The sequence below is a fragment of the Acetobacter sp. AN02 genome (assembly GCF_029759835.1).
Taxonomy (GTDB): Bacteria; Pseudomonadota; Alphaproteobacteria; order Acetobacterales; family Acetobacteraceae; genus Acetobacter.
On sequence record NZ_JAJJND010000032.1, the window covers coordinates 1 to 24,245 of the forward strand.

At 60.8% G+C, this 24,245-nt stretch carries 24 protein-coding genes, 2 tRNA genes and 1 pseudogene; 11 read left to right on the top strand and 16 right to left on the bottom strand.

Features of this window, described 5'->3' with window-relative positions; all coding sequences use genetic code 11:
• Positions 1-138 precede the first annotated feature (138 nt).
• Positions 139-390 (top strand): annotated as a pseudogene (locus tag LOC54_RS05645) (flagellar biosynthetic protein FliP); the annotation flags it as partial.
• 14 nt (positions 391-404) lie between these two features.
• On the opposite strand, the gene LOC54_RS05650 reads toward LOC54_RS05645, so the two are convergent.
• Complete coding sequence (locus LOC54_RS05650) at positions 405-1,940, bottom strand: gamma-glutamyltransferase (RefSeq protein ID WP_279312859.1); 1,536 nt, start codon at positions 1,938-1,940, stop codon at positions 405-407.
• A 196-nt stretch (positions 1,941-2,136) separates the two neighbouring features.
• Between LOC54_RS05650 and LOC54_RS05655 the strand changes: the two genes are divergently transcribed.
• Complete coding sequence (locus LOC54_RS05655) at positions 2,137-2,907, top strand: DsbA family protein (RefSeq protein ID WP_279312860.1); 771 nt, start codon at positions 2,137-2,139, stop codon at positions 2,905-2,907.
• A 90-nt stretch (positions 2,908-2,997) separates the two neighbouring features.
• Here the strand turns inward: LOC54_RS05655 and LOC54_RS05660 are convergent, their stop codons facing one another.
• The 5 genes from LOC54_RS05660 to LOC54_RS05680 all read right to left on the bottom strand — a co-directional run bounded on the left by LOC54_RS05660 (position 2,998) and on the right by LOC54_RS05680 (position 8,023).
• Positions 2,998-3,780 carry a succinate dehydrogenase iron-sulfur subunit gene (locus tag LOC54_RS05660; RefSeq protein ID WP_279312861.1) on the bottom strand — a complete coding sequence of 261 codons (783 nt, stop codon included), beginning with the start codon at positions 3,778-3,780 and terminating at the stop codon, positions 2,998-3,000.
• A 36-nt stretch (positions 3,781-3,816) separates the two neighbouring features.
• The gene (gene sdhA, locus LOC54_RS05665; RefSeq protein ID WP_279312862.1) at positions 3,817-5,628 is read right to left on the bottom strand and encodes a succinate dehydrogenase flavoprotein subunit; all 1,812 of its coding nucleotides are present in this window, start codon (positions 5,626-5,628) and stop codon (positions 3,817-3,819) included.
• 116 nt (positions 5,629-5,744) lie between these two features.
• A complete protein-coding gene (gene sdhD / locus LOC54_RS05670) occupies positions 5,745-6,164 on the bottom strand; it encodes a succinate dehydrogenase, hydrophobic membrane anchor protein (protein WP_279312863.1) in 420 nt (139 codons plus the stop codon).
• Positions 6,165-6,176: 12 nt separating this feature from the next.
• Positions 6,177-6,638, bottom strand: coding sequence for a succinate dehydrogenase, cytochrome b556 subunit (sdhC, locus tag LOC54_RS05675; RefSeq protein WP_347709388.1), 462 nt, complete (start codon positions 6,636-6,638; stop codon positions 6,177-6,179).
• Positions 6,639-7,000: 362 nt separating this feature from the next.
• Entirely contained in the window at positions 7,001-8,023 is a 1,023-nt protein-coding gene (locus tag LOC54_RS05680; RefSeq protein ID WP_279312865.1) for an aspartate-semialdehyde dehydrogenase, read from the bottom strand.
• A 248-nt stretch (positions 8,024-8,271) separates the two neighbouring features.
• On the opposite strand from LOC54_RS05680, the gene LOC54_RS05685 reads away from it, so the two are divergent.
• Positions 8,272-8,754, top strand: coding sequence for a DUF2501 domain-containing protein (locus LOC54_RS05685; RefSeq protein ID WP_279312866.1), 483 nt, complete (start codon positions 8,272-8,274; stop codon positions 8,752-8,754).
• 82 nt (positions 8,755-8,836) lie between these two features.
• On the opposite strand, the gene nusG is transcribed toward LOC54_RS05685, so the two are convergent.
• The 3 genes from nusG to LOC54_RS05700 all read right to left on the bottom strand — a co-directional run bounded on the left by nusG (position 8,837) and on the right by LOC54_RS05700 (position 9,789).
• A complete protein-coding gene (nusG, locus tag LOC54_RS05690) occupies positions 8,837-9,367 on the bottom strand; it encodes a transcription termination/antitermination protein NusG (RefSeq protein WP_279312867.1) in 531 nt (176 codons plus the stop codon).
• Between the two features lie 9 nt (positions 9,368-9,376).
• Positions 9,377-9,571, bottom strand: a complete 195-nt coding sequence (gene secE / locus LOC54_RS05695) for a preprotein translocase subunit SecE (RefSeq protein WP_279312868.1) — start codon at positions 9,569-9,571, stop codon at positions 9,377-9,379.
• Positions 9,572-9,712: 141 nt separating this feature from the next.
• Positions 9,713-9,789, bottom strand: a tRNA-Trp gene (locus LOC54_RS05700).
• 207 nt (positions 9,790-9,996) lie between these two features.
• On the opposite strand from LOC54_RS05700, the gene LOC54_RS05705 reads away from it, so the two are divergent.
• From LOC54_RS05705 to atpC, 6 genes are all read left to right on the top strand, one after another.
• Positions 9,997-10,070 (top strand) — tRNA-Gly (locus tag LOC54_RS05705).
• Positions 10,071-10,360: 290 nt separating this feature from the next.
• Positions 10,361-10,912 carry an ATP synthase F1 subunit delta gene (gene atpH / locus LOC54_RS05710; protein WP_279312880.1) on the top strand — a complete coding sequence of 184 codons (552 nt, stop codon included), beginning with the start codon at positions 10,361-10,363 and terminating at the stop codon, positions 10,910-10,912.
• Positions 10,912-12,447, top strand: coding sequence for a F0F1 ATP synthase subunit alpha (atpA, locus tag LOC54_RS05715; protein ID WP_279312869.1), 1,536 nt, complete (start codon positions 10,912-10,914; stop codon positions 12,445-12,447). The genes atpH and atpA overlap by 1 nt, the downstream gene beginning before the upstream one ends.
• Before the next feature lie 15 nt (positions 12,448-12,462).
• Complete coding sequence (locus LOC54_RS05720) at positions 12,463-13,353, top strand: F0F1 ATP synthase subunit gamma (protein ID WP_279312870.1); 891 nt, start codon at positions 12,463-12,465, stop codon at positions 13,351-13,353.
• 63 nt (positions 13,354-13,416) lie between these two features.
• The gene (atpD, locus tag LOC54_RS05725) at positions 13,417-14,880 is read left to right on the top strand and encodes a F0F1 ATP synthase subunit beta (RefSeq protein ID WP_279312871.1); all 1,464 of its coding nucleotides are present in this window, start codon (positions 13,417-13,419) and stop codon (positions 14,878-14,880) included.
• An 86-nt stretch (positions 14,881-14,966) separates the two neighbouring features.
• Entirely contained in the window at positions 14,967-15,377 is a 411-nt protein-coding gene (gene atpC / locus LOC54_RS05730) for an ATP synthase F1 subunit epsilon (protein WP_279312872.1), read from the top strand.
• An 80-nt stretch (positions 15,378-15,457) separates the two neighbouring features.
• Here the strand turns inward: atpC and LOC54_RS05735 are convergent, their stop codons facing one another.
• A complete protein-coding gene (locus LOC54_RS05735) occupies positions 15,458-17,083 on the bottom strand; it encodes a M28 family metallopeptidase (protein WP_279312881.1) in 1,626 nt (541 codons plus the stop codon).
• 160 nt (positions 17,084-17,243) lie between these two features.
• Here LOC54_RS05735 and LOC54_RS05740 point away from each other — a divergent pair, with 160 nt between their 5' ends.
• Both LOC54_RS05740 and LOC54_RS05745 read left to right on the top strand, forming a co-directional pair.
• A complete protein-coding gene (locus LOC54_RS05740) occupies positions 17,244-18,431 on the top strand; it encodes an MFS transporter (RefSeq protein WP_279312873.1) in 1,188 nt (395 codons plus the stop codon).
• 78 nt (positions 18,432-18,509) lie between these two features.
• Entirely contained in the window at positions 18,510-19,775 is a 1,266-nt protein-coding gene (locus LOC54_RS05745; RefSeq protein ID WP_279312874.1) for a DUF763 domain-containing protein, read from the top strand.
• Here LOC54_RS05745 and LOC54_RS05750 read toward each other — a convergent pair.
• The 6 genes from LOC54_RS05750 to LOC54_RS05775 all read right to left on the bottom strand — a co-directional run bounded on the left by LOC54_RS05750 (position 19,767) and on the right by LOC54_RS05775 (position 24,099).
• Positions 19,767-20,882: a class I SAM-dependent methyltransferase gene (locus tag LOC54_RS05750; protein WP_279312875.1), complete on the bottom strand. Its 1,116-nt coding sequence runs from the start codon at positions 20,880-20,882 to the stop codon at positions 19,767-19,769. The genes LOC54_RS05745 and LOC54_RS05750 overlap by 9 nt on opposite strands.
• A 55-nt stretch (positions 20,883-20,937) precedes the next feature.
• Positions 20,938-21,354, bottom strand: a complete 417-nt coding sequence (locus tag LOC54_RS05755) for an acyl-CoA thioesterase (RefSeq protein ID WP_408740302.1) — start codon at positions 21,352-21,354, stop codon at positions 20,938-20,940.
• Positions 21,355-21,379: 25 nt separating this feature from the next.
• Positions 21,380-21,775, bottom strand: a complete 396-nt coding sequence (gene hisI, locus LOC54_RS05760; RefSeq protein WP_279312876.1) for a phosphoribosyl-AMP cyclohydrolase — start codon at positions 21,773-21,775, stop codon at positions 21,380-21,382.
• A complete protein-coding gene (locus LOC54_RS05765; protein ID WP_279312877.1) occupies positions 21,772-22,626 on the bottom strand; it encodes a folate-binding protein in 855 nt (284 codons plus the stop codon). Before LOC54_RS05765 ends, hisI begins: the two co-directional genes overlap by 4 nt.
• 16 nt (positions 22,627-22,642) lie before the next feature.
• Complete coding sequence (rlmN, locus tag LOC54_RS05770; protein ID WP_279312878.1) at positions 22,643-23,848, bottom strand: 23S rRNA (adenine(2503)-C(2))-methyltransferase RlmN; 1,206 nt, start codon at positions 23,846-23,848, stop codon at positions 22,643-22,645.
• Between the two features lie 98 nt (positions 23,849-23,946).
• Positions 23,947-24,099: a hypothetical protein gene (locus tag LOC54_RS05775; RefSeq protein ID WP_279312879.1), complete on the bottom strand. Its 153-nt coding sequence runs from the start codon at positions 24,097-24,099 to the stop codon at positions 23,947-23,949.
• Between the last annotated feature and the right edge of the window lie 146 nt (positions 24,100-24,245).

Here is a 24,245-nt window from a genome sequence, read left to right on the forward strand (position 1 = left end):
TGACGCGCCGACGCCCTCTGGTCCGGGGTTAACCCCGGACCAGAGGGCCAACAGCAGCGCCGTCAGAATGGCGGCATAACAACAACGGGTATAGTTTATTCAAACCCAGAAACTGTCCGATCAGACGGGACCACCTCTGAAACTCCCTGGCGTGTACTGATGCCGGCCTTCATGATCGGGGAGTTACGCCGGGGTTTCGAGATGGGATTCCTGCTCTATCTGCCGTTCCTCATCATCGATCTCGTGGTCTCAGCCGTTCTGATGAGTCTCGGTATGATGATGCTGCCTCAGGCAACAATCTCCCTGCCGTTCAAGCTCATCTTTTTCGTGATGGTTGACGGCTGGCAGCTTGTCGCCGGGAGTCTGGTCCGGAGTTTCGGAGGGGGATGATATCCCCCTGCCGTTTATTTCCCGGAGGAGCCGGTTGCATATCCGCCACCCGCAGGATCGGTCCATCCGTAGCAGGAGCTCTGCCCGCCGGGCAGTCCCTGCGGGCAGCTCAGGGCATTCACACGGCCTGCAGGCGTGCTGGTATGCCGTGAAGAGGGATGCCTGCCTCCGGCGATATCCGCCAGCGCCTGGGCGGCAGCATCTGCGGCATCGTTCTGTCCTGATGCGGTCACGGCGGCACGGAACGAGTCCCGTCCGTGATGGGCGATGGCTGCAGTCAGCAGAGGCAGAGGCTTACGCTCGGGAGAGGCGCCCAGCACGATTCCGGTGGAGCCCGAAACACGACCGGTTCCGAACAGATTATTCATGGTCAGGGCACAGGCAACGGCCCCGCCCTTGCTGTCCGCCACGGCAAAGCTTGTCGAGGCCGGGAGAGCGGGCAGCGCCGGAGCCGAGGGGGCGGAGGCAGATGAGTTGAGGATGGCCTGCGGATCGGAACCGTGGCCTGAACGCCAGGCCGCGACAATCCGCCGGGCTGTCTGACCGTTATCCCTGCCGCCATTGTTCAGCGCCCGGAACGCAACCGCCGTCCCGAGACCGCCATCGGCGGGTGGAGGGAGGAACGAGATGTCATAGGCACCGGAGCGCAGGGTCAGAGGACGTGCCTGAGCGGGGACGGAGCTGCGGAGGCGATTGATATCGATGCCGCTTCCGCTCGCCCCCGCGCTGCTGATGAGAATCTGCGCCAGCGCACCGGTATAGAGATCACCGACACCGGCACTGCGCATTCTCTCCAGCGTCCCGGCGAGATGTCTCTGATGAAGGATATCACCGGCCTGCATGGCGCTGCCGTCGGGCCGTGCAAAGATCGAGCGGGCTTCGTCGTCAGCCAGCAGGGGTCCCTCAACGGTTTTGAGATCAGCGGCAAGACGGGCGCTGACCTCGGTGCCAGTTGAGGCAAGGCGCAGGGCCGGAACAATGGTATCCGCAAAATCCACGCTGCCGTAGCGCAGCTGCATCAGGAAAAGCCCGCGGGCAAGCATGGGCACGGAAGCGGGACGATCAGCGGCGGACGAGACGGGTGCTGCAGCCTTTCCGCTCCGCGCTCCGGAAGCTGCCGGAGAAGCGCCGGCGGAGACGGGGAGAAACAGGAAAGCCTGCCCCTCCGTATCGCCGGGCTTCCATGCCAGACAGGCCCCGCCGGATCCGAGAGACGCGCGCGAGGGCAGGGTAACCGCCAGCGCTATTCCCAAGGCTGCGGCGGCATCGGCTGCGTTCCCGCCCTGAGACAGAACGTTCCGTGCGGCCAGGGCTGCGGCCGGTTCATCCGCGACGACCTCACCCGTATATCCGGCGGCACGATGTCCGTTCGAGCCGAAGAGGGAGGTGCCGCTGCCCTGATCCTGGGAGGATGAGAAAAGATCGCAGGCGGCAAGGGATGTGCTCAGTGTTCCCGCCAGTGCGGCGCGGACCAGCAGCTGGGGAAGAAGACGTGTTTCGGAGGCTGTTCCGTGGCGGCTCGTGACAGAACACTTTTTCGGCTGGCGCACGCGGTCTGCTCTCCCCTTTGTGTGGTGCCCCGCGTCTGCTGCACTCTGACGCGACGGCTCAGCCAATGGATTAGCGGTGTTCTTTCCTGCCAGCAATGTTTATGCGTGTTTCATATCCGGTCCCGTGCATGTCATGCCGTCCTGTGCGCCCGGAGCGTTATGTATTTCAGCGACAGAGTTCAGAACGGAAGGCGTGATGATTTTTTCCGGAAAAATCCGGCTGCGGAAAGCGGCACTGTTTGTTCTGCTTGCGGAAGTGGCCGTGAGCACGATGTTGGTCACGCGGGCTCGGGCCGGAGACACATTCTCTCCCGGGCAGCGGCAGGAAATCGTTGAGATTGTCCGGCAGGCTCTGAGGAACGACCCTTCCATCCTGACAGATGCCGTTGAGGCGATGCACGCGAAAAGCGAGCAGCAGCAGAAAGCGGGCGCGCTCAAGGTTGCGGCTGATGAGCATGCCCGGCTTGGCGGCAGTTCTACCGATGTGGTTCTGGGGAATCCTGCCGGTTCGCTCGAGGTCGTTGAGTTCTATGACCCGCGCTGCCCGTACTGCCGGAAGGTGCTGCCGGATCTGGACAGCATCGTGAAAGAAGAGCCGCAGCTGAAGCTGGTTGAGAAGGTGATCCCAGTCCTGGGACCGGCCAGCCAGCTTGAGGCGAAGGCCCTGCTGGCTGCGGCCCGGCAGGACGGATATCTGAAGCTGCAGCATGTGCTGATGAACGATACGCAGCAGCCGTCTCAGGCGCGTATCCGCCAGCTTGCAGCGTCGGTTGGTCTGGATGCGGACAGGCTTGAGAAAGATATGGAAGGCCCGGATGTCGCGGCTGCGATGCGTGAGAACATCGCTCTGGCTAAGAAGCTGGAGATTGAGGGTACCCCGACTTTCCTGATCGGAACACAGGAAGTGATCCCCGGTGCGGCCTCGCGTGAGGATCTCCTCAGAGAGATCAGGAAGCTGAAGAAGTAGAAAAGCACATCCGGCCTCGACGGATATGAAAAAACCCCGGGAGACGGATCTCCCGGGGTTTTTCTTGCGGCTGACTGATTCCCGAAGAAATCAGAGCTTGCGTTCAACCTGCAGTTCCTTGATCCGGCCGATGGCCTTGGCCGGGTTCAGACCCTTCGGGCAGGTCTGGGTGCAGTTCATGATCGTGCGGCAGGCATAGAGCTTGAACGTGTCCTCAAGCGAGTCCAGACGTTCGCCCGTGTCCTCGTCGCGCGTATCGGCAATCCAGCGATAGGCGGCCAGAAGCGTTGCCGGGCCGAGATAGCGGTCACCGTTCCACCAGTAGGACGGGCAGGATGTGGTGCAGCAGAAGCACAGGATGCACTCCCACATGCCGTCCAGCTTCGCACGCTCCTCGGGAGACTGCAGACGCTCTCCGTCCGGGGGCGGGGCGCTGTCACTCTTCATCCAGGGCTCGATGGAGCGCAGCTGGGCATAGGCACCGTCAAGATTGGATACGAGATCCTTGACGATCGGCATATGCGGCAGCGGATTGATGAGAATATCGCCGGTCATGCTGTCGATCGGCTTCAGACAGGCAAGCGTATTCTCACCGTCGATGTTCATCGCGCAGGACCCGCAGATGCCCTCACGGCAGGAACGCCGGAAGGTCAGCGTCGGATCGACATCGTTCTTGATGTGGATCAGCGCGTCGAGAACCATCGGACCTATGTGATCGAGATCGATGTCATAGGTATCCATTGCAGGATTCTTGTCGTCGTCCGGCGTCCAGCGGTACACCTTGAACGTACGGACATTCTTCGCACTGGCCGGGGCAGGAAAATGCTGCCCCTTCGTGACCGTGCTGTTACGGGGAAGTCTGAGCTCAACCATGATGCGTCTCCCTTGCTTTCCTCAGAGCGTTCCGGATCAGTAAACGCGCTTCTTGGGTGGGAAGACTTCCACCTCATCTGTCAGAGTCTTCATGTGAACCGGGCGGTAGGTCAGTTTCGTATCGCCTTTTTCGTCAAGCCAGGAGACGCTGTGCTTCATCCATTCGTGATCATCACGATCGGGGAAGTCGTCACGGGCATGAGCGCCGCGGCTTTCATGACGCAGCAGGCCGCTCTCCAGCGTTGCGGTGGCGTTCGCGAGAAGGTTCTCGAACTCCATCGCTTCCATCAGATCGCTGTTCCAGATCAGGGAGTGATCGGCAACCGACAGGTCTCCCTTCTCTGACCAGATCTGCCGGATCTTGTCACAGCCTTCTTTCAGGCTGTCTTCCGTACGGAACACCGCGGCATGGGTCTGCATGTCGCGCTGCAGACGCTCGCGCATTTCGGAAACGCGCGTTCCGCCTTTGGCGTAGCGCATGGCGTCAAGGCGGTCGAGCGCCTGCTCACCCGCACCGGCAGGCAGCGGTTTCACGAAGTCTGTCGGTTTGACGATCTCGGCGGCGCGGCGGGCTGCGGCGCGTCCGAACACGATCAGATCGAGAAGCGAGTTCGTGCCCAGACGGTTTGCACCATGCACGGAAACGCAGGCGGCCTCTCCGACGGCCATCAGGCCGGGGACAACCGCATCCGGGTTGTCTTCGGTCGGGCGGACGACCTCACCGTGGATGTTCGTCGGAATGCCGCCCATGTTGTAGTGAACGGTCGGCAGAACCGGCACCGGCTCCTTCGTGACGTCCACACCGGCGAAGATGCGGGAGGTCTCGATGATGCCCGGCAGACGCTCATGCAGCAGATCAGAGCCAAGATGCTCCAGATGCATCATGATGTGGTCTTTTTTCGTGCCGCAGCCACGGCCTTCCTTGATTTCCACCGTCATGGCGCGGGACACCACGTCGCGGGAAGCCAGATCCTTGGCGGTCGGGGCATAACGCTCCATGAAGCGCTCGCCTTCCGCATTGGTCAGATAGGCACCCTCACCACGGCAGCCCTCTGTCAGCAGACAGCCGGCGGGATAGATGCCGGTCGGGTGGAACTGCACGAACTCCATATCCTGGGTCGGCAGCCCGGCGCGCATGACCATGCCGCCGCCGTCGCCGGTGCAGGTATGGGCGGAGGTGCAGGACTGCCAGGCACGGCCATAGCCGCCGGTGGCGAGGACGACCGTCTTCGCATTGAAGCGGTGGATCGTGCCGTCATCCAGGCACCAGGCGATGACGCCGCGACATGCGCCTTCGTCATCCATGATCAGGTCAACGGCGAAATACTCGACGAAGAACTCGACATTGTGCTTGAGGCACTGCTGATACAGCGTGTGCAGGATCGCATGGCCGGTACGGTCGGCAGCGGCGCAGGCGCGCGGCACGGGGGCCTTGCCGTAGTCGCTCATATGGCCGCCGAACGGACGCTGATAGATTTTGCCCGCCTCGGTGCGGGAGAACGGCACGCCGAAATGTTCCAGCTCATGCACGGCCGGAACGGCCTCACGGCACATGAATTCGATGGCGTCCTGGTCTCCGAGCCAGTCAGATCCCTTGACGGTATCGTACATGTGCCAGCGCCAGTTGTCCTCGGCCATGTTGCCGAGAGACGCACCGATACCGCCCTGTGCGGCAACAGTGTGGCTGCGGGTCGGGAAAACCTTGGTCACGCAGGCGGTTGAAAGGCCTGCGGCCCCCATACCGAGCGTAGCGCGGAGACCGGAACCGCCTGCACCGACGACGACGACGTCATAGGCGTGGTCGACAATGCGGTAGGCTCCCCGCGAGGGAGAGGAAGTGGCGCTCATATCAATGACGCTCCGTTGTCTTGCGATCTGTCCGGGATTCCGTGGAATCTCCGGAGGATCCGTCGTGAATCAGCTTGCCGGAAGCGCGCCCCGGCGGGGCTGCGCGTCCGCTGTGGTCAGGATTTCGAGGATGCTCTGCCCAGGGCGATCTTCAGGACGGAGACCACACCCAGAAGCCCGACGAGATACACGCCGATCTTTACGGCGATCTTCGTCGGTGCATGCGCCTTGCCATGCACATAGTCATCAACGATGACCTGCAGCCCGGATTCGGCGTGGTAGAAGCTGGTGGCAACCAGGGCCAGAAGCATCGTCGCATTGACCGGCCGCGCACCCCATGCGGTTACGTCTTCATAAGACGAGCCGCCGAGGCGGAACATCTGCACGACAAACCAGCCTGAGAGCGGCAGCAGGGCTGCGGCGGAGATCCGTTCGGCAATCCAGTGGGACGGGCCGCTGCCTGCAGCGCCCAGTCCACGTGCCCGGCCGAGCTGGGAGCGTCTGACCGTGTGGTGGAGAGTGTTGGATGCGTTCATGATCCTGCCCTCTTATTTCGTACGGCCGCGACGGGCGCGGGCACAGGACACACCCAGCAGGGAAAGAGCCAGTGCCACACCGACACCGGCGATCACACCGACAGCCACAGGGCCGTCCTCGTTGATCTCCTGCTTGCTGTCACGCTGGCCGACATCCCAGATGAAATGCCGCAGGCCACCGATGGTGTGCCACACCAGAGAGATGATCCAGCCGAACAGCACGAGCTGTCCCAGCGGATTGCCGGTCACCTTGCGGGCCGTGGCAAAAGCCTTCGGTCCTTTTGCCACGGCAGCCAGCCATGCCACACCCAGCGCCGAACCGGCCGTTGCGATCACGCCGGTTATACGGTTGGAAATGGAGAGGAACATAGAAAGCCGCATCTTATAAACCTGAAGATGCGGCGACATCGGCCGTCTGATTAACGTGCCGTCGCTGCGGCTCCCGATATAGAGCGCTTCCCGGACATCCTGCATCGTCGCCTCGCGGTTTCGTCCATGATAAAAGCCGGAATGATTACCGGCCATAACCTCGAACCGCTCCTACGCTTGTGCGGGGGCAGGGGTCAATTCTCGGGACGGACACGAGACCGAGAGGAGGCCGCCGGAGGAAAAGGCGGAAACCCTCTGAAAATAACAGGACTTCTGCGGTCCTGATAAGGACAGGGAAGGCCTGTGTGTGGAAATGGCGGGCAGAACGCGGGAAAAATGGAATATTCCGGATACGCAATGTGTATCCGTTCGGGTCAGGATGCTGTTCGCGGCGGCCCGGATCGGCTCGCGTAATTGTGTGCAGGATATCCGGCGGGGATTCGTAATCCTGCCGCGCCGGAAGAGTTTCAGCCCCGGTTGCCGATCAGGTCCATGGCGACCATGGCCTCGGCAATCTGCACGGCGTTCAGCGCCGCGCCTTTGCGGAGGTTGTCGGACACGCACCAGAACGCAAGGCCGCTCGGAACGGTCGGATCGATTCTCAGCCTGGAGACATAGCTCGCATCTTCCCCCACGCATTCGATCGGGGTGATGTATCCGCCGTCCTCGCGCTCATCCAGCAGGACGACGCCCTCTGCCTCGCGCAGGGCATCCCGTGCCCGGCCCAGATCGACCGGGTTTTCGAACTCGACCGAGATGGCTTCAGAGTGGCCGATGAAGACCGGGACGCGCACGCAGGTCGCGAGCACCGCGATCTCGGGATCGAGAATCTTGCGGGTCTCGACCGTCATCTTCCACTCTTCCTTGGTGGAGCCGTCATCCATGAAATGGTCGATCTGCGGGATGCAGTTAAAGGCGATCTGTTTCTGGAACTGCTCAACCTTCGGACGATCGCCGACGAAGCTTCCCTTGGTCTGGGCGAACAGCTCGTCCATACCGTCCTTACCGGCTCCGGCCACAGCCTGGTAGGTGGCGACGACCACACGTTTTATGGTGAACAGATCATGCAGCGGCTTGAGGGCCACGACCATCTGGATCGTAGAACAGTTGGGGTTGGCGACGATCTTCCGCTTCGCCTTTTTCAGGTCCTGAGGATTGACCTCAGGCACGACCAGGGGAACGTCGGGCTCCATACGGAAGTGGGAGGTATTGTCGATCACGACGCATCCGGCCTTTGCGGCGCGCGGTGCATGGACGGCGGACACGGAGGCGCCTGGGGAGAACAGGGCAATATCCCAGCCGGTGAACTCAAAGGTTTCCAGGTTCTGCACTTTCAGGGTGCGGTCACCGAAGGAAACCTCCCGTCCGGCCGATCTGGGGGAGGCGAGGGCGACGATCTCATCGACCGGAAAGCTGCGCTCCGCCACGGTTTTGAGAATTTCGCGGCCGACCGCTCCGGTCGCACCGGCTACTGCTATCCTGTAACCCACATCACACCTCGGTTATCGGCCACGGCCTCAGCTGTCGGCCTAGTTAACGATGGCGACATGTAGATGATTTGTGGTTTATTTGGAATGGACCGTCTGTTTTTTCGGATCTTCCCTGTCCCGGGTCGTGCCCGGGTTTTGCCGCACTCTGCGTTCAGGGTCCGGAGCCGGAAAGGTTTTGTAATGAAATCTGAGGGTCCATGCCTCTTCGAATGTGAGGAAAGACCCTCACGATCTATAAGGATCATGACGTGACGATCAGTTCCCGTATCCGTATTGCTGTTGTGGCGGCTCTTGCCGTTTCCGCCCCCGCTGCCGCTCATGCACAGCTGCTGGGTAATATGATTCAGAGCGCGACCCAGGGGGCGACCTCGGGTGCGATGAACAGCCTGACGAATTCCACCTCCGGCCTGACAAGCGGCCTCAGCGGCCTGACCAATGGCCTGAACCTGTCTTCCCTGGCTTCGGCAAATAGCGGCAACGTGTCCGGCGTTCTCAACTACTGCATCCAGAACAACATGCTGTCCGGAGCGCAGGGGAACACTGCAACATCCACGCTCGGCAGCCTGACGCAGCAGAGCCAGATCAGCCCGTCCAACCAGTCCTATGTGCTCGGGCAGCAGGGAATCCTGCAGACCGGCACGGGAAATCAGGTCTCCCTGTCCTCCCTTGACCAGTCCGCACGCCAGAGACTCTGCAGCCTGATCCTGAACAAAGCGCAGTCATTCCTCTGAGATAAAAAAATCCCCGGTGCCTCTTGCGAGGCCCGGGGAAATGCATCGTGCAGTGACGGTCAGACTGAAGCCGATATGTGCCTCAGAGCTTCTCGACCTGCGTGTAATCCAGATCGACCGGTGTAGAGCGGCCGAAGATCGAGACGCTGACCTTGAGGCGGCTTTTTTCCTCGTCCACCTCTTCCACGACGCCGTTGAAGGATGTGAACGGTCCGTCGGCAACGCGGATCTGCTCCCCGACCTCGAAATTGACAGCCGCTCTCGGACGCTCGACGCCTTCCTGGGCCTGCTTCATGATCCGTTCGGCCTCAGCCTCCGGGATGGGGGATGGGCGATTGCGGGAACCGAGAAAGCCGGTGACTTTCGGCGTGTCTTTCACAAGATGCCAGGATTCGTCCGTCAGTTCCATCTTCACCAGGACATAGCCCGGGAAGAACTTCCGCTCGGTATTGACCTTCTGCCCCCGGCGGACCTCCACCACGTCCTCGGCGGGAACGAGAACCTGATCGATATGATCCGCAAGGCCCTTCTGTCCGGCCTGTTCCATGATGTGGGCCGCGATCTTTTTCTCAAATCCGGAATAGACGTGAACTACGTACCAACGCTTCGCCATGACGCTCTCTCAGCCTCCCAGCCCGAAAAGTGCCCGAACGCCGAAGCCGATAAGCTGGTCGACGCAGAAGAAGAAAATTGATGTGAAAACAGCCATCGCGACAACGGCGCCCGTCGTGGCGAGCGTCGCACGGCGGTCGGGCCAAGTCACGCGCCGGGCTTCCCCCCGCACATCTTCCACGAACTTCACCGGACTGAATGCCACGACCGAACCTCATAAAACTCTGTTGCCACGCACACGCCGCCCCACCCGGAGGCCGGTCTGCCGGCTCCGGCGGTAATCTGTATGCCGCACCGGAAAACTGCGCTCCTGCATGTTTTTCAGCCTCTCCGCAGGCGGAGAATCTGGCAGGGGTGGAGGGTCTCGAACCCCCAACCTCCGGTTTTGGAGACCGGCGCTCTAGCCAATTGAGCTACACCCCTGCATGGGTCGCTTCCCGGCCGCCGGACTGCATGCATTCCGACCGGCCATGGCTACGAAACCCGGCGCAGGATCGGGAAAAGAATATGCCGACGGTCCAAAGTCAAGAGGGAAAGGCGAAAACATCCGCCTGCGGGGATTTTTTTTACGGAAGCTCTTCCGGGGGCTTGCCTGATGTCTTCGGGAATGGATATAAGCCCGGTCGGTAAGCGGGCGTAGCATAGTGGTAATGCAGTAGCCTTCCAAGCTTCTGAGGAGGGTTCGATTCCCTTCGCCCGCTCCATCTTCTCTGTATTTCTGAAGCTTCTGACTCCGGGTCGGGGCTGTTTGTCCGAGGCGCTTCTGTCCCCCGGTGACGAATCTTGCGAATAGTTAAGAAATCGTCGAATCAGCCGGTTCGCTCCGTTGCGCGGACGGCACTCCCATGCTAGAGCCGCGCCAGTATTTGTAACCGCAGCGGCTGTATCCTTCCGGGAGCAGCCTGCGGCGGTGCGCCGCGCTGGTCCCTGCAAAGCGGATCTCACAGGAAGAAGGAATCAGCAGACAGTGGCTTCTGCCGATACAGCACCCCGGATGAACGGCGCGACGGGCGGTCTGCCCGGTCGCTATGCCGCAGCTCTGTATGAGCTCGCAGCCGATCGCTGGAAGCTTGACGAGGTCCTTCCGCAGGCGGAAGCGCTCGCGAGGCTCATCGATGAAAGTCCCGAACTTCGCACGGTCCTCGGTGATGTGCGGATCGATATCGAGGGACAGCAGAAGGCCGTTCAGGCTGTTCTGAAAGCGCAGGGTTTCGGTGAACTGATCGCGAACTTTGTCGGTGTCGTGATCCGCAATCGTCGTCTGTCGTCCCTGCGTCGCATTCTGGCTGCGGTTGCCGCATATGCGGCAGCGCGCCGCGGTGAGATTTCCGCCGAGGTGGTCAGCGCAAGGACGCTGTCTTCCGCGCAGCGCGCCAGCGTGCAGAGCCGGCTTGCCGAAGCCGGATATACTCATGTGAACATCACGGAGAAGGTCGATCCGTCCATTCTCGGCGGCCTGATCGTCCGTGTCGGACCTTATCTCTACGATAACAGCCTGCAGTCCCGTTTAGTTCGTCTGCATCATGCCATGAAGGGAGCCGCGTGATGGAAATCCGTCCCGCAGAGATTTCGGATATCCTCAAGCAGCAGATCGCTTCCTTCGATACGGAAAGCGAAGTCGCTGAGACCGGCACCGTTCTGACGGTCGGCGACGGCATTGCCCGTGTCTATGGTCTGCAGAACGTCCAGGCCGGAGAGCTGGTGGAATTCCCTTCCGCGGGCCAGAAGGGCATGGCCCTGAACCTTGAGGCTGACAATGTCGGCGTCGTGATTTTCGGATCCGACGTGGACATTCGTGAGGGTGACACCGTTACCCGCAGCGGCAAGGTCGTTGAGGTTCCGGTCGGCCGCGGTCTTCTCGGTCGCGTCGTTGATGCGCTGGGAAACCCGATTGACGGCAAGGGTCCGCTTTCGGACGTCGAGTATCGTCGTGCCGAGGTCAAGGCGCCCGGTATTATGCCGCGCCAGTCGGTCAGCGAGCCGATGCAGACCGGAATCAAGGCGATCGACGCGCTGGTTCCGATCGGGCGTGGCCAGCGTGAGCTGATCATCGGAGATCGCCAGACGGGCAAGACAGCGATCATCATCGATACGATCCTCGCGCAGAAAGAAGTGAATGCACGGGGCGACAACAAGGCGTCTCTCTACTGTATCTATGTTGCGATCGGTCAGAAGCGCTCTACGGTTGCCCAGCTAGTCCGGACGCTTGAGGAGCGCGGCGCGATGGAATATTCCATCGTCGTGGCTGCAACGGCGTCCGACCCGGCACCGATGCAGTATCTGGCTCCTTACTCGGCCTGTGCAATGGGTGAGTTCTTCCGCGATAACGGCATGCATGCCCTGATCGCCTATGACGATCTGTCCAAGCAGGCCGTGGCCTATCGCCAGATGTCCCTGCTGCTGCGTCGTCCGCCTGCCCGTGAGGCCTATCCGGGTGACGTGTTCTATCTGCACTCCCGCCTTCTTGAGCGTGCGGCGAAGATGTCCGATGCCAATGGCGGCGGTTCTCTGACGGCGCTCCCCGTGATCGAGACGCAGGCCGGTGACGTATCGGCCTACATCCCGACCAACGTGATTTCCATCACGGACGGGCAGATCTTCCTTGAGACCGATCTGTTCTACCGTGGCATCCGTCCGGCCGTTAATGTCGGCGGTTCCGTGTCCCGCGTCGGGTCTGCAGCGCAGATCAAGGCGATGAAGCAGGTTGCCGGTAAGATCAAGCTGGAGCTGGCTCAGTATCGTGAGATGGCGGCGTTCTCTCAGTTCGCGTCCGATCTCGATCCCGCGACCCAGAAGCAGCTGGCGCGCGGTGCACGCCTGACGGAGCTGCTCAAGCAGCCGGAATCCTCTCCGCTGTCCGTTGAGGAGCAGGTTGTGGTTCTCTTTGCCGGAACCCGTGGCTTCCTGGACGAGATTGCCGTCGACAAGGTGGTTGACTGGGAAGCGAGAATTCTGTCCGAGCTGCGCACAACCGGTGCTGACGTGATCACCACGATCCGGAACGAGAAGCAGCTGAGCAAGGAAGGTGAGGCGAAGGTCACGGAGTTCCTCACGGGCTTCAACAAGCGCTTCGCCGGCTGAGTCGGGACACGGATCATGGCTTCCCTCAAGGAACTGCGCGCGCGGATCACAAGCGTCAAATCGACGAAGAAGATCACAAGTGCCATGAAAATGGTGGCCGCCGCCAAGCTGCGCCGTGCGCAGCTTCATGCGGAGGCCGCCCATCCCTATGCTGATGCCATGCGCCGGATGCTGGGTGAGCTTGCGGCATCCATGGCCGGGCAGGATGGTCTGCCCAGGCTGATGACCGGAACAGGCCGGGATCAGGTTCATCTTCTGATTCCCGTGACCAGCGATCGCGGTCTGGCAGGTGGCTTTAACTCCAACGTCAACCGTACGACCCGCCAGACGGTCCGGCACCTTCAGGCTGAGGGCAAGATCGTGAAGATTCTGCCGGTAGGTCGTAAGGGTGCGGATTTTCTGGCGCGTGAGTTTGCCGATCTGATCATTGAGCGTATCCCGGGCAGTTCCGGCAAGGAAGTTCCGTTCTCGGCCGCCAGCGATCTCGGTAGCAGAGTCACGAAAATGCTGGCGGCCGGCGAGTTCGACGTCTGCACGGTGATCTACAACCGCTTCCGCAGCGTGATGTCCCAGGTGCCGACGCATATGCAGCTCATCCCGCTTGAGCTGGATGAGGCGGATGCCGGGCAGCCTGCTGCCGGTGCCGATCAGGCGCAGTATGAATTCGAGCCGGATGAGGAAAAACTCCTTGCCCGTCTGCTGCCACGGAACCTGCAGGTCCAGATTTATGCGGCCATGCTTGATTCCGCCGCAGGTGAGCAGGGTGCCCGGATGACGGCAATGGACAATGCGACCCGCAATGCGGGTAAGGCGATTGACCGTCTGTCGCAGAAATACAACCGGACCCGTCAGGCCAATATTACCAATGAGCTTATGGAGATCATTTCCGGCGCATCTGCTGTCTGATCAGATGTGCATGAACTGTTTCTCTTTCCTTTCGACTGTCCCTGCCCGCAGGAGCTGACCATTATGTCGGATACGATCCACCAGACCACAACGACCTCCGGCAACAGCGTCGGCCGCATCACTCAGGTGCGCGGCGCAGTTGTTGACGTGCAGTTTGAAGGCGAGTTGCCGAAAATCCTGAACGCGCTGCATGTCGAGCTGAACGGCCAGGCGCTGGTTCTCGAGGTTGCCCAGGAAATCGGTGAGCACGAGGTGCGCTGCATTGCCATGGACACGACCGACGGTCTGGTCCGCGGTACGCCGGTGAAAAACACGGGCGCACAGATCTCGGTTCCGGTTGGTCCGGGTGTGCTGGGCCGCATCATGAACGTGATCGGAGAGCCGGTGGATGAGAACGGCCCGATCCGTTCGGAACTGCGCGCTCCGATCCATCGTGAGGCTCCGGCATTTGACGAGCAGGCAGGATCTGCCGAGATTCTGGTGACGGGCATCAAGGTTGTCGATCTGCTCTGCCCCTACCTTAAGGGTGGTAAGATCGGCCTCTTCGGCGGCGCGGGCGTCGGCAAGACCGTTATCATTCAGGAACTGATCAACAACATCGCCAAGGCGCATGGTGGGGTGTCCGTTTTCGCCGGTGTCGGTGAGCGTACCCGTGAGGGTAATGACCTGTATTTCGAAATGCAGGATGCCGGCGTTATCAAGGTCGGTGAGGACGGCAACACGGAAGGGTCCAAGGTTGCTCTGGTCTATGGCCAGATGAACGAGCCGCCGGGTGCGCGTGCCCGTGTTGCTCTTTCGGGACTGACCCAGGCCGAGTATTTCCGTGATGAGGAAGGCCAGGACGTCCTGTTCTTCGTGGATAACATCTTCCGCTTCACCCAGGCCGGTTCTGAAGTGTCGGCCCTGCTGGGCCGTATTCCTTCCGCCGTGGGCTATCAGCCGACGCTGGCGACGGAAATGGGCGCTCTCCAGGAGCGCATCACGTCCACCAAGAAGGGGTCGATCACGTCCGTGCAGGCCGTTTACGTTCCGGCAGACGATCTGACCGATCCGGCTCCGGCCGCCACCTTCGCGCATCTTGACGCCACGACGGTTCTGAACCGTTCGATCGCGGAGATGGGAATCTACCCGGCGGTTGATCCGCTGGATTCCACCTCCCGTTCGCTCGATCCGAAAATTGTCGGTGAGGAGCACTACAAGGTCGCCCGTGACGTGCAGCGTATCCTGCAGACCTACAAATCTCTGCAGGACATCATTGCCATTCTCGGCATGGATGAACTGTCCGAGGACGATAAGCTGATCGTGGCACGCGCCCGTCGTATTCAGCGCTTCCTGTCCCAGCCGTTCCATGTGGCTGAGGTGTTCACGGGTTCTCCGGGCAAGCTGGTCTCGCTTGAGGACACGGTCCGCTCGTTCAGGCAGATCGTCGCCGGTGAGCATGATGACCTGCCCGAAGGTGCTTTCTATATGGTCGGCTCGATTGAGGAAGCCATTGCGAAAGCCGAGAAAATGCGTGAGTCCGCCTGATCCTCAGGGGAAGCTGACTGACGTAGGATAAAGATATCCGGTGATCGTTCTCCGATCATCGGATCCTGACGAGAAAGAACCGGATAATGCCGATCAGGGTCGAAATTATCAGCCCGGAAAAAGTTCTGGTTTCCCGTGATGCGGATATGGCCGTGATGCCCGGTGAAGAGGGAGATATCGCGGCGATGCCTGATCATGCGCCGATGATGCTCATTCTGCGGGGCGGCGTTGTCTCCATCTACGAAGGTGATACCGTAACGGATCGCTATTTCGTGGCAGGCGGCTTTGCAGATATGACACCGACGCGCTGCACGATTCTGGCAGACTCAGCAACGCCGGTTTCTGAAATCTCGGTTGATGACGCTACAGCCCGGCTGGAAGAACTGACCAGTGCTCTGGACTTCTCCGCAACGTCCGATGCAGAGCAGGTTGAGACACTGATCGGGAAGATGCAGTCCGTGCGTGCGGAGATCGACGCAGGTCTGGCAACGCACTGATTTCATCAGAACTGTCATAAGGAAGAGCAGCTCCCGTGAGGGAGCTGCCCTTTTTCGTATCGGGGAATATCCGGTACGCGTTATTCAGGGCGTCTGTCGGCGCTGCGCTGACGGATATCGGAAATCGGCTTCCATGTCGGCCAGCTGTGCGAGAAAGCGATCTGCCGCCCGCTGAGCCAGACCAGAGCCGTATCCTGGGCCGCGCCGCGCAGGTCCCAGCCTGCATTCCAAGCATCACAGGCCTGATGGTAGCAGGCCATATAGCCGGTCAGCCATTTTTTCCCGGCTTCCCGGCCGCCGTCATAAAGATCGAACGCTCCGGCCATATCCATCACGGCGAGGACCGGCACACCGGCGCGGGCAAAAGGCAGATGATCGGCCCGGTAGAACGCCCCGCGTTCAGGTGCGGCTTCCGGTTCCGCCACACGCCCCTGCGTCCGGGCTGCTGCTGCAAACATATCCTGCAGACTGTCCTGCCCGGCACCGATGATGAAGGCATTACGCGCAGGTCCGGCCATCTGGAGCACGTCAATTGTGAAATTCGCCGCCGTCTTTTCAAGGGGAGCGAGCGGATGCGTGACATACCATGAAGAGCCGAGCAGACCGCGTTCCTCTCCTGTCCAGGCCGCAAACATAACGGTCCGGTCCGGCTTTGGTCCCGCCCGGAAAGCACGGGCGATTTCCGCAATCGCTGCAATGCCTGATCCGTCATCAATCGCGCCGCGCCGGATGACCGTCCGTCCTCCGGCATCCTTCTGCTGCCCGAAGGCATCCCAGTGCGCTCCGAATATCACCGTTTCATCCGGGTATTTTGTGCCCGTGATTTTGCCGATGACATTACGGCTCGTCAGGCGTTCGCTTTTTACCGGCAGATCGACGGACAGAAAGGTGCTGGGCAGGGTGACCGGCCTGAAATCGGCGGAGCGTGCCTGCACCCGCAGTGCAGCCAGATCAAGACCTGCCTGTGAAAACAGGGCTTTTGCAGCGCCTCCCTCAATCCATCCCTGCAGCGGCACGGGTTTTTCACTGCTGCCGTCACGCGCGATATCATAGGCCTGCCCGCCCGGAGCGATGACCGTGCTCCAGGGATAGGAGGCTCCGGGTGTGTCATGGACGATCAGCGCGGCAATGGCGCCGCGCCGTGCGGCTTCCTCGAACTTGTAGGTCCAGCGTCCGTAATAGGTCATTGTCCGGCCGCCGAACCGGCCGGATACCGGTTCGGAGGGCCCGGCATCGAAATCCGGATCATTAACCAGGAAAACCGCGACCTTCCCTTTCAGATCCGTGCCTTTGTAGTCATCCCAGTGTCGTTCGGGTGCTCTGACGCCGTATCCGACAAACACCATCGGTGCCTGGCTGATTCTGATGCGGTCCTCAGGCAGCAATGTGGACAGGCAGATATCCCTGAGCTGTGTGAACGACAGCTTCTGCCCGTTTGTCTCAGCCGCCATTTGCCCGCTCACTGAAGGGGTCGTGCGGATCATGGGCACGTCCTGCGTCCAGCCCCCGTTTTCTCCGCCGGGTTCCAGCCCGAGTTTCTGAAAGGTCCGGATCAGCCAGTCTGTCGTGACGGCCTCGCCATGTGTGCCCGGTGCGCGTCCTTCGAACGGATCGGAGGCCAGCGTGCGAATCATGTCCGACATCCTTGCAGGATCGATCGGAGCGGAATCCCCGGCGGAGGGAGGAGGCGCGCCTGCCGTCAGCATGATGGACAGCGCAGGGAGAGCAGCACGGATATATTTCATGATAAAACTGTAACCACTCTGCCACAGGAGGCAAGCGGCGGGGTGGAAAGCCGGAGCGGACGTAGCCATATCGGAGGCGGTCCCGCATAATGCGGGTTTCCCTGGAACTGAGGATGCCTGCGTGACATCGACGCCCGCCACAGACGCGCACCGGAAGACTTCGGCCGGTCCGGGTCTGATCTCTCTTGCCTGTGGTGCCTTTGCCATCGGGGTTACGGAATTTACGCCCATGGGGCTTCTGCCGGTCCTAGCGCGGGGCGTGCATGTCAGTGTGCCCCAGGCAGGCGGCCTGGTGAGCGCCTATGCCTTTGGGGTCATGGGCGGAGCGCCTTTCGTCACGCTGTTCCTGACCCGCTACCCGCGTAAATATGCGCTGATTGCGCTGATGCTGCTCTATACCGTCGGAAATCTGGTTTCTGCCATCAGCATGACCTACACGCAGCTGCTTCTGGCGCGCGTGCTGACCAGTCTGGCGCATGGCGCTTTCTTTGGCCTCGGCGCTGTCGAGGCGGCCAGTCTCGTCACGCCGGACCGGCGGGCCAGTGCTCTGGCCAGCATGTTCATGGGGCTGACCGTGGCCAATATCTTCGGCGTTCCCGCAGCCACCTGGCTGGGGGATACGATGGGCTGGAGAGCCGCCTTTGCCACCATCTCCCTGCTCGGGCTGATTGCCATTGCGGCGCTGTCCGTGGCACTGCCGCCGGATAAGGCGGGCGAGCGGCCGGATGTCGGCCGGGAAATCAGGGCGATTCTGCGTCCCAACACCCTGATGGCGCTCGGTGTTACGGTGGTGGGCTCAGGCGCGATGTTCGAACTCTATACGTATATCGTGCCCATGCTGGAAAAAATCACCGGGGCAGGGCCGGTGCTGACGACCGTGGCGCTGATGCTGATCGGTGTCGGCTTCAGTGTCGGGAACATGCTGGGCGGCCGGGCTGCGGATCGCTTTCCGATCGGCACGCTTCTGACGGTTTTCCCCCTGCTGGGTATCATCATGCTGCTGTTCCCGTTTGTCGCGGTCACACCGGCAGGTGCGCTGGCAGGTGTGTTTTTCTGGGGCGTTGCCAGTTTCTCCCTGATACCGGCGCTGCAGGTCCGGACGATGACCGCGGCCCATGATGCGCCGGGGTTGGCATCTTCGGTCAATATCGGTGCGTTCAATCTCGGCAACGCTCTGGGGGCGGCTCTTGGCGGAGCCGTGCTGTCCATGGGGTATGGCTATCCGGCAGTTTCCATGGCCGGTCTGGGGCTTGGTCTGCTTGGTGCGCTGATGGTTCTGGTGTCCCGCACCGGACCGCTGGCCCCCTGACCGGCATACCGGTTTTCTCTGTCGCTTCACCCGTTTCCGGTGCATAACATGTTCCTGTTATGATCACGGGAGGCGGGTGTGTCGCGACGTTCAGGAGGCGCTGATCTCCCGCTGCATGGCGGCCGGGTGCCGATGTGGCTTGCCGGGCGTATGAGCCGCCTTGGCGCCGTGATCGCGCAGGCGATCATTCATCATTACGGGCGCGACGAGTTTCTCCGCAGGCTCTCGCACCCGTTCTGGTTTCAGTCTTTCGGCTCGGTCATGGGGATGGACTGGCATTCCTCCGGCATCACGACCAGCGTGATCGGTGCCCTGCGGCGCGGGCTTGAGCCGCTTTCCTCAGAGCTGGGGCTGCATGTCTGCGGCGGGCGCGGGCGCCATTCGCGACAGACACCTGCACAGCTTCTGGAGATCGGGCAGCGCACCGGCCTGGATGGAGAGGAACTCGGGCAGGCCAGTCGGCTGGTTGCAAAAGTGGACAGCGCGGCTCTGCAGGATGGGTTTGATCTGTACCTGCACAGTTTTATCGTTGCGGATGACGGTAAATGGGTGGTTGTCCAGCAGGGGATGAACGAAAGCAGACGTCTTGCCCGGCGGTATCACTGGCTTTCAGAGGGGCTGGAAGGATTTCTGGACTCCCCTCATACCGCGATTGAAGGGCGCTCTGGCGGACATATTATCAATCTTGCGGATCGCCAGGCGGCCCGCTCCCGCAGTGGCCAGCTTGATCTTCTGCGGGATTTCGGGCCAGACCGGATTACGGATGAGGCCGCAAAACTGGCGGACTATGCAAAGGCCAGCCCTGCTGCCCCTCCCCAGGGGCAGTTGCCATTCCTGATCATGCCGGAGCATCATGAGGTGCGATCGGACAACGTCATCCTGCGTCGCCTGCATGGTGCTCTGGCCGCTGCGGCAGAGCGCGGGCCTGAGGATTTCAGCTCTCTGCTGCTGACACCCGGGATAGGCTCACGTACGGTCCGGACTCTGGCGCAGGTTGCGGAGGTCGTGCACGGTGCGCCGTGCCGGTTTGATGATCCGGCCCGCTTTTCTCTCGCTCTTGGTGGGAAGGACCGGCATCCCTATCCGGTACCTCTGAAAGTTTATGACAAAACCATAGAAATTCTGAAATCTGCGGTTGAATCCGCCCGTCTGGGGAATGATGACAGGCTGGCGGCAATATCCCGTCTTGATGAGGCATCCCGACGCCTGGAACGCACCGCGACCGGTCCTTCCTTTGAGGAGTATGTAGACGCTGAGCGCAGCGCCAGTGCGGAATACGGAGGACGCAGCGTTTTTGGTGAGGAACCGCCTGTCCCGGCAGGGCAGAAACGGATTTCAGCCTGATCGACGCAGAAGTTTTTTCATTACTCCGACGGCTCTGCGCAGCGGAGCCGTGACTTTCCAGGATGAGGAGGAGGTAATGATTCTGATATCGTCCCGATACTGCCGCATCGCCTGCTCCAGACGCTGCTCCCGGCCGGAGCCGTAATACTGTTCTCCCGGGCGCTTGATGGCCTCAAGCGTTGACCCTGCACACAGAACTTTCTGCACGGAATCAGGGAGTTTCGTACAGATTTCACTGCTGAGAAGCTCCGGCAGCGGCATCGTGAGGAACTCATTCACCGTCATGCTGCCGAACGTCTCCCGCAGCGTATCCGGGAGGCCGTTTTTCCAGTCCTCCATCATCCAGCGCAGGGCGAAAGCCGGGTGAAAATGCTCCGGAACGATATTATACTGAATATCGCACCACTTTGAAAAAAGGCTTATATTTCCCTCAGGTGTCGCATTGAAGTAATGTGAGGGATAACCATGCACCGGCTGCAGGAACGGATAGTCGATCCGCACGATACCGCCGGGTTTTAAAACACGGCAGATCTCTGCAGCAACTTCCCAGGGTCGTAATGTATGTTCCAGCGTGGCCGCACAGAGTACGAAATCGAACTGCGCGTCCTCGAACGGCAGATCCTCACCGATACAGACCACGTCAGTGCTCAGGGCGCTGAAGATATCGACATTGACCATCTGCGCGGTCACGCTGTCACGTAATCCTGCGCCGACATCAAGAAACATCCAGCCCGGATGAGCCTGCTGCAGGCCGGTGATATAATCACCGTAATCATGAGCCGAGACCGGAGGGAAAGGCGGAATACGGAATTCTTCCCGGATGGCATCCGTCAGATAGCAGGCAGGGCTTCCGCTCTGACGCGGCACGTCAGGCGGCCTGCGGAACCGCAGGCGTCCAAGCTTGCGCTCACGTAATGCCGCGACCTCCTCCTGATTGACGGCCTGAAGCCGCCCTTCAGCCCGGCCATACCGCTCATAATGCTCGTTTGCGGAAAGCCCGCAGCCGACAATATCCGGGTTAGCCTGCCAGTAGGCATTATCGTCCTCCGGTGTTTCAAAAACCGGCTGCCGGACAGTGGAGATTTTCTGAAAAACCGAAGGCTGCATGAAATCCGATCCTGCGGGATGCCGACCCTGCCGGCTGTCCCGCACAGGGAGACGTTCAGATGCTGGAGACAGGCTGATCCGGAACGGGCGTCGGCCTGTTGTTTTCATCAAGTGCTACGAAAACGAATTTGCCGTGCGTCACTTTCTGGGTTTCATCCGTATGACGCACGCGCCGCCATGCCTCGACCATAATGGTCATGGAAGTCCGCCCGACCGTCTGCAGTTCGGTATAGATCGAAAGTTCATCTCCGACGACCATGGGTGCAAGAAACGAGACGCGATCGATCGCCACTGTCACGCATTTCACACCGGCATAGCGCATCGCGATATTCCCGGCGGCCAGATCCATCTGAGACATCACCCAGCCTCCGAAGACGTCCCCTGCCGCGTTCGTGTTCGAAGGCATGGCGATCACGCGGATGGCCAGTGTTCCGTTGGGCGTACTGTCCACGTTGCTTCCGGTGCTGTTCATTCCTGCAGGCCTTTCAATATGCTCGTCACCCGACAGTTTCCCCTGTCATCGGTGCGGCGATGACCTGCAGGCCCTGGTCCGTGAACGTACGATAAAAACAATTGCGCCGACCAGTGTGGCAGGCTGCTCCCGTCTGATCAATCAGGAGAAGTACGGCATCTCCATCACAATCCAGTCGGGCCTCGATCAGGCGCTGAACATGGCCGGAGGTCTCCCCCTTGCGCCACAGAGCGTTCCTGCTGCGGGAGAAATAGCATACACGTCCGGTCTGCAGGGTTTCGGCAAGCGCCTCCCGGTTCATCCAGGCCAGCATCAGAACCTCACCCGTATCGTGCTGTCGGGCGATTGCGGCGATCAGTCCGCTGTCTCCGAATTTCACGCTGTCCAGCATGGTCTCGAGAGCATCCGTGTCAGAAATCATCGTGCGATGTCTTCCCTGTCTTCCTTCAGAGCCGGAGCAAGCCAGTTCGGCACGTGCGGGGTCAGCACACCTTCCCCGCAGGTCAGGCGTTTGTCCATATGCGCGATCCGCAGCAGGGCCAGCCCCTGGTGGTCACAGGAGGAGCGCATCTCGCCCGCATCCTCTCCATCCGGCCCGAGGACCGGCGTGCCGGGCGGTGGCAGCGGATGATCGGACGTGACGGGCACCAGGCGCTTGCGAAGAAGCGTCCGGTAATGCGTGCGGGCCGTGAGTTCCTGTCCCATATAGCAGCCCTTGGTCCAGGATACGCCGTTCAGAACATCGAAATTCGCTTCCAGAAGCAGCGTTTTTTCCCGTACGCAGTCGCGCGAGCCATCCGGCAGACCCAGGGTCAGACGATGCCGGTCATACTCCTCCGACTGGCAGGTTCCGGCAGGGGCAGGCCCGGGCACCAGAAGCCTGAGGCCTGCCAGCGCATGGCGCGGATCGGCAGCCTGAATGATTCCGTCTCCCGGCTTTCCTTCGGGCAGGTCCCCCCATCGGGCGCAGACGGCATAGCCCGCGGCCTCAAGCCTGACATCCGCACGCAGGCGGAACCGGGACAGGCGTGTGATCAGATCGGGGATCATGTCCTGTTCGCAGTCAAGCAGCAGCCGGTCGTTTTCCTCATCGGAGAAGATGAAGAAATCCGCCAGCCAGCGGCCCTGCGGCGTCAGATAACCCGCCCATATCGCCGTGTCCGGTGTGGCCAGAGTCACGTCGCTGGACACCAGCCCCTGAAGGAAGCGCACACGATCCGCACCGCTGATGGCAATCACGCCGCGTCCGGGCAGGGCAGTCAGAAAATCCATATTCTTCCTCCGGCCTTCAGACGCGGTCTGCCGCGCGCTGGCGCTCGCTCTCGGTTTTCAGCTGCCCGCAGGCCGCCAGAATATCCCGCCCGCGCGGTGTGCGGATCGGGGATGCAAATCCCGCATCCATGACGATTTTCGCAAATTTATTCTGCTGTTCGCGCGTTGAGGGGCGATAGTCGCTGCCCGGCCAGGGATTGAAGGGAATCAGGTTCACCTTTGCCGGGATGTCACGGATCAGGCGGACGAGTTCGCGGGCATCCGCCTCAGTGTCATTGATACCGCGCAGCATGATATATTCGAAGGTGATGCGTCGCGCATTGCTTGCAGCCGGATAGCGACGGCAGGCGGCAAGCACCTCCTCGATCGGATATTTCCGGTTCAGAGGTACGATCTCATCACGCAGGTCGTTGCGGACGGCATGCAGCGAGACGGCAAGATTGATCCCCAGCTCCTCGCCGCAGCGATCCATCAGCGGCACGACGCCGGAGGTGGAGAGCGTGATCCGGCGGCGTGACAGGCCAATGCCCTCGCCATCCATGATGATCCGCATCGCCTTGGCGATATTCTCGTAATTATAGAGCGGCTCTCCCATTCCCATCAGCACGATGGTGGACAGAAGGCGCGACGTGTCCCCTTTCGGGCTGGGCCACTCGCTGTAGGAATCGCGTGCGGCCATAAACTGCCCGACAATTTCGGCAGTCCCCAGATTGCGGACCAGCTTCTGCGTGCCGGTATGGCAGAAGGTGCAGGACAGGGTGCAGCCGACCTGTGAGGAGATACAGACGGCTCCCCGGTCTTCCCGGCGATCCGGAATGTAAACCGTCTCGGCTTCCTGCCCGTCACGGAAGCGGAACAGGAATTTCCGCGTCTCGTCCTGAGAGGTCTGAACCGTCACGGGGTCCGGTCTTCCCACCACGAAACGCTCGGCCAGCTTCTCCTGCAGCGGCTTTGCGATGGAGGACATCTGCCGGAAATCCGTTGCCCCCTGGTGATAGATCCAGTGCCAGAGCTGTTTCGTCCGGAACGGCTTCTCTCCGATATCCGTCAGGATTGCGGTCAGTTCCTCACGGTTCAGCCCCACCAGATCCGTTCTGCCATCGGCACACACCGCAGGCGGCGGGGCAAACAGCGCGGATTTGGCAAGAATACGCTCACGCTCCGCAGCAGTCAGGGACGCGTCAGCGGAGGAGGAGCGGTCGGGGTGCAGAGCGGCGGACATGGGAGCGTGGATTTCCATGAGGAGGGAGACGGAGATGCCTCTCTATCACAAAGCGGACACGGAGGGGCAGGAAATCCGGCGGATGCTTTATCTCTCTTTCAGTCGCATGTGTGCGCCATGGAGAAGATGGATGCCAGAGCCTCCTGAGCCATGCGGACAGCTTTCTGTTTCGGAAAATTGAAATATTCCATATAATATGCGATCAGTTCACTTCGTGCGGCGTCCGTATCCTTTGCGCTGATACCCTTCATTTCAGGTATCCGGGGATAGGACCTTTCATCTCCCTGCGGGCGGCCTAGGTGTTTAGTCCCGGGATTTGATGGGGTATTATTTTCACGAGAGTGGAAGGAAGCCTTATGGGACAGATACGTCATGGGAGCGCCACGACTACGCACGC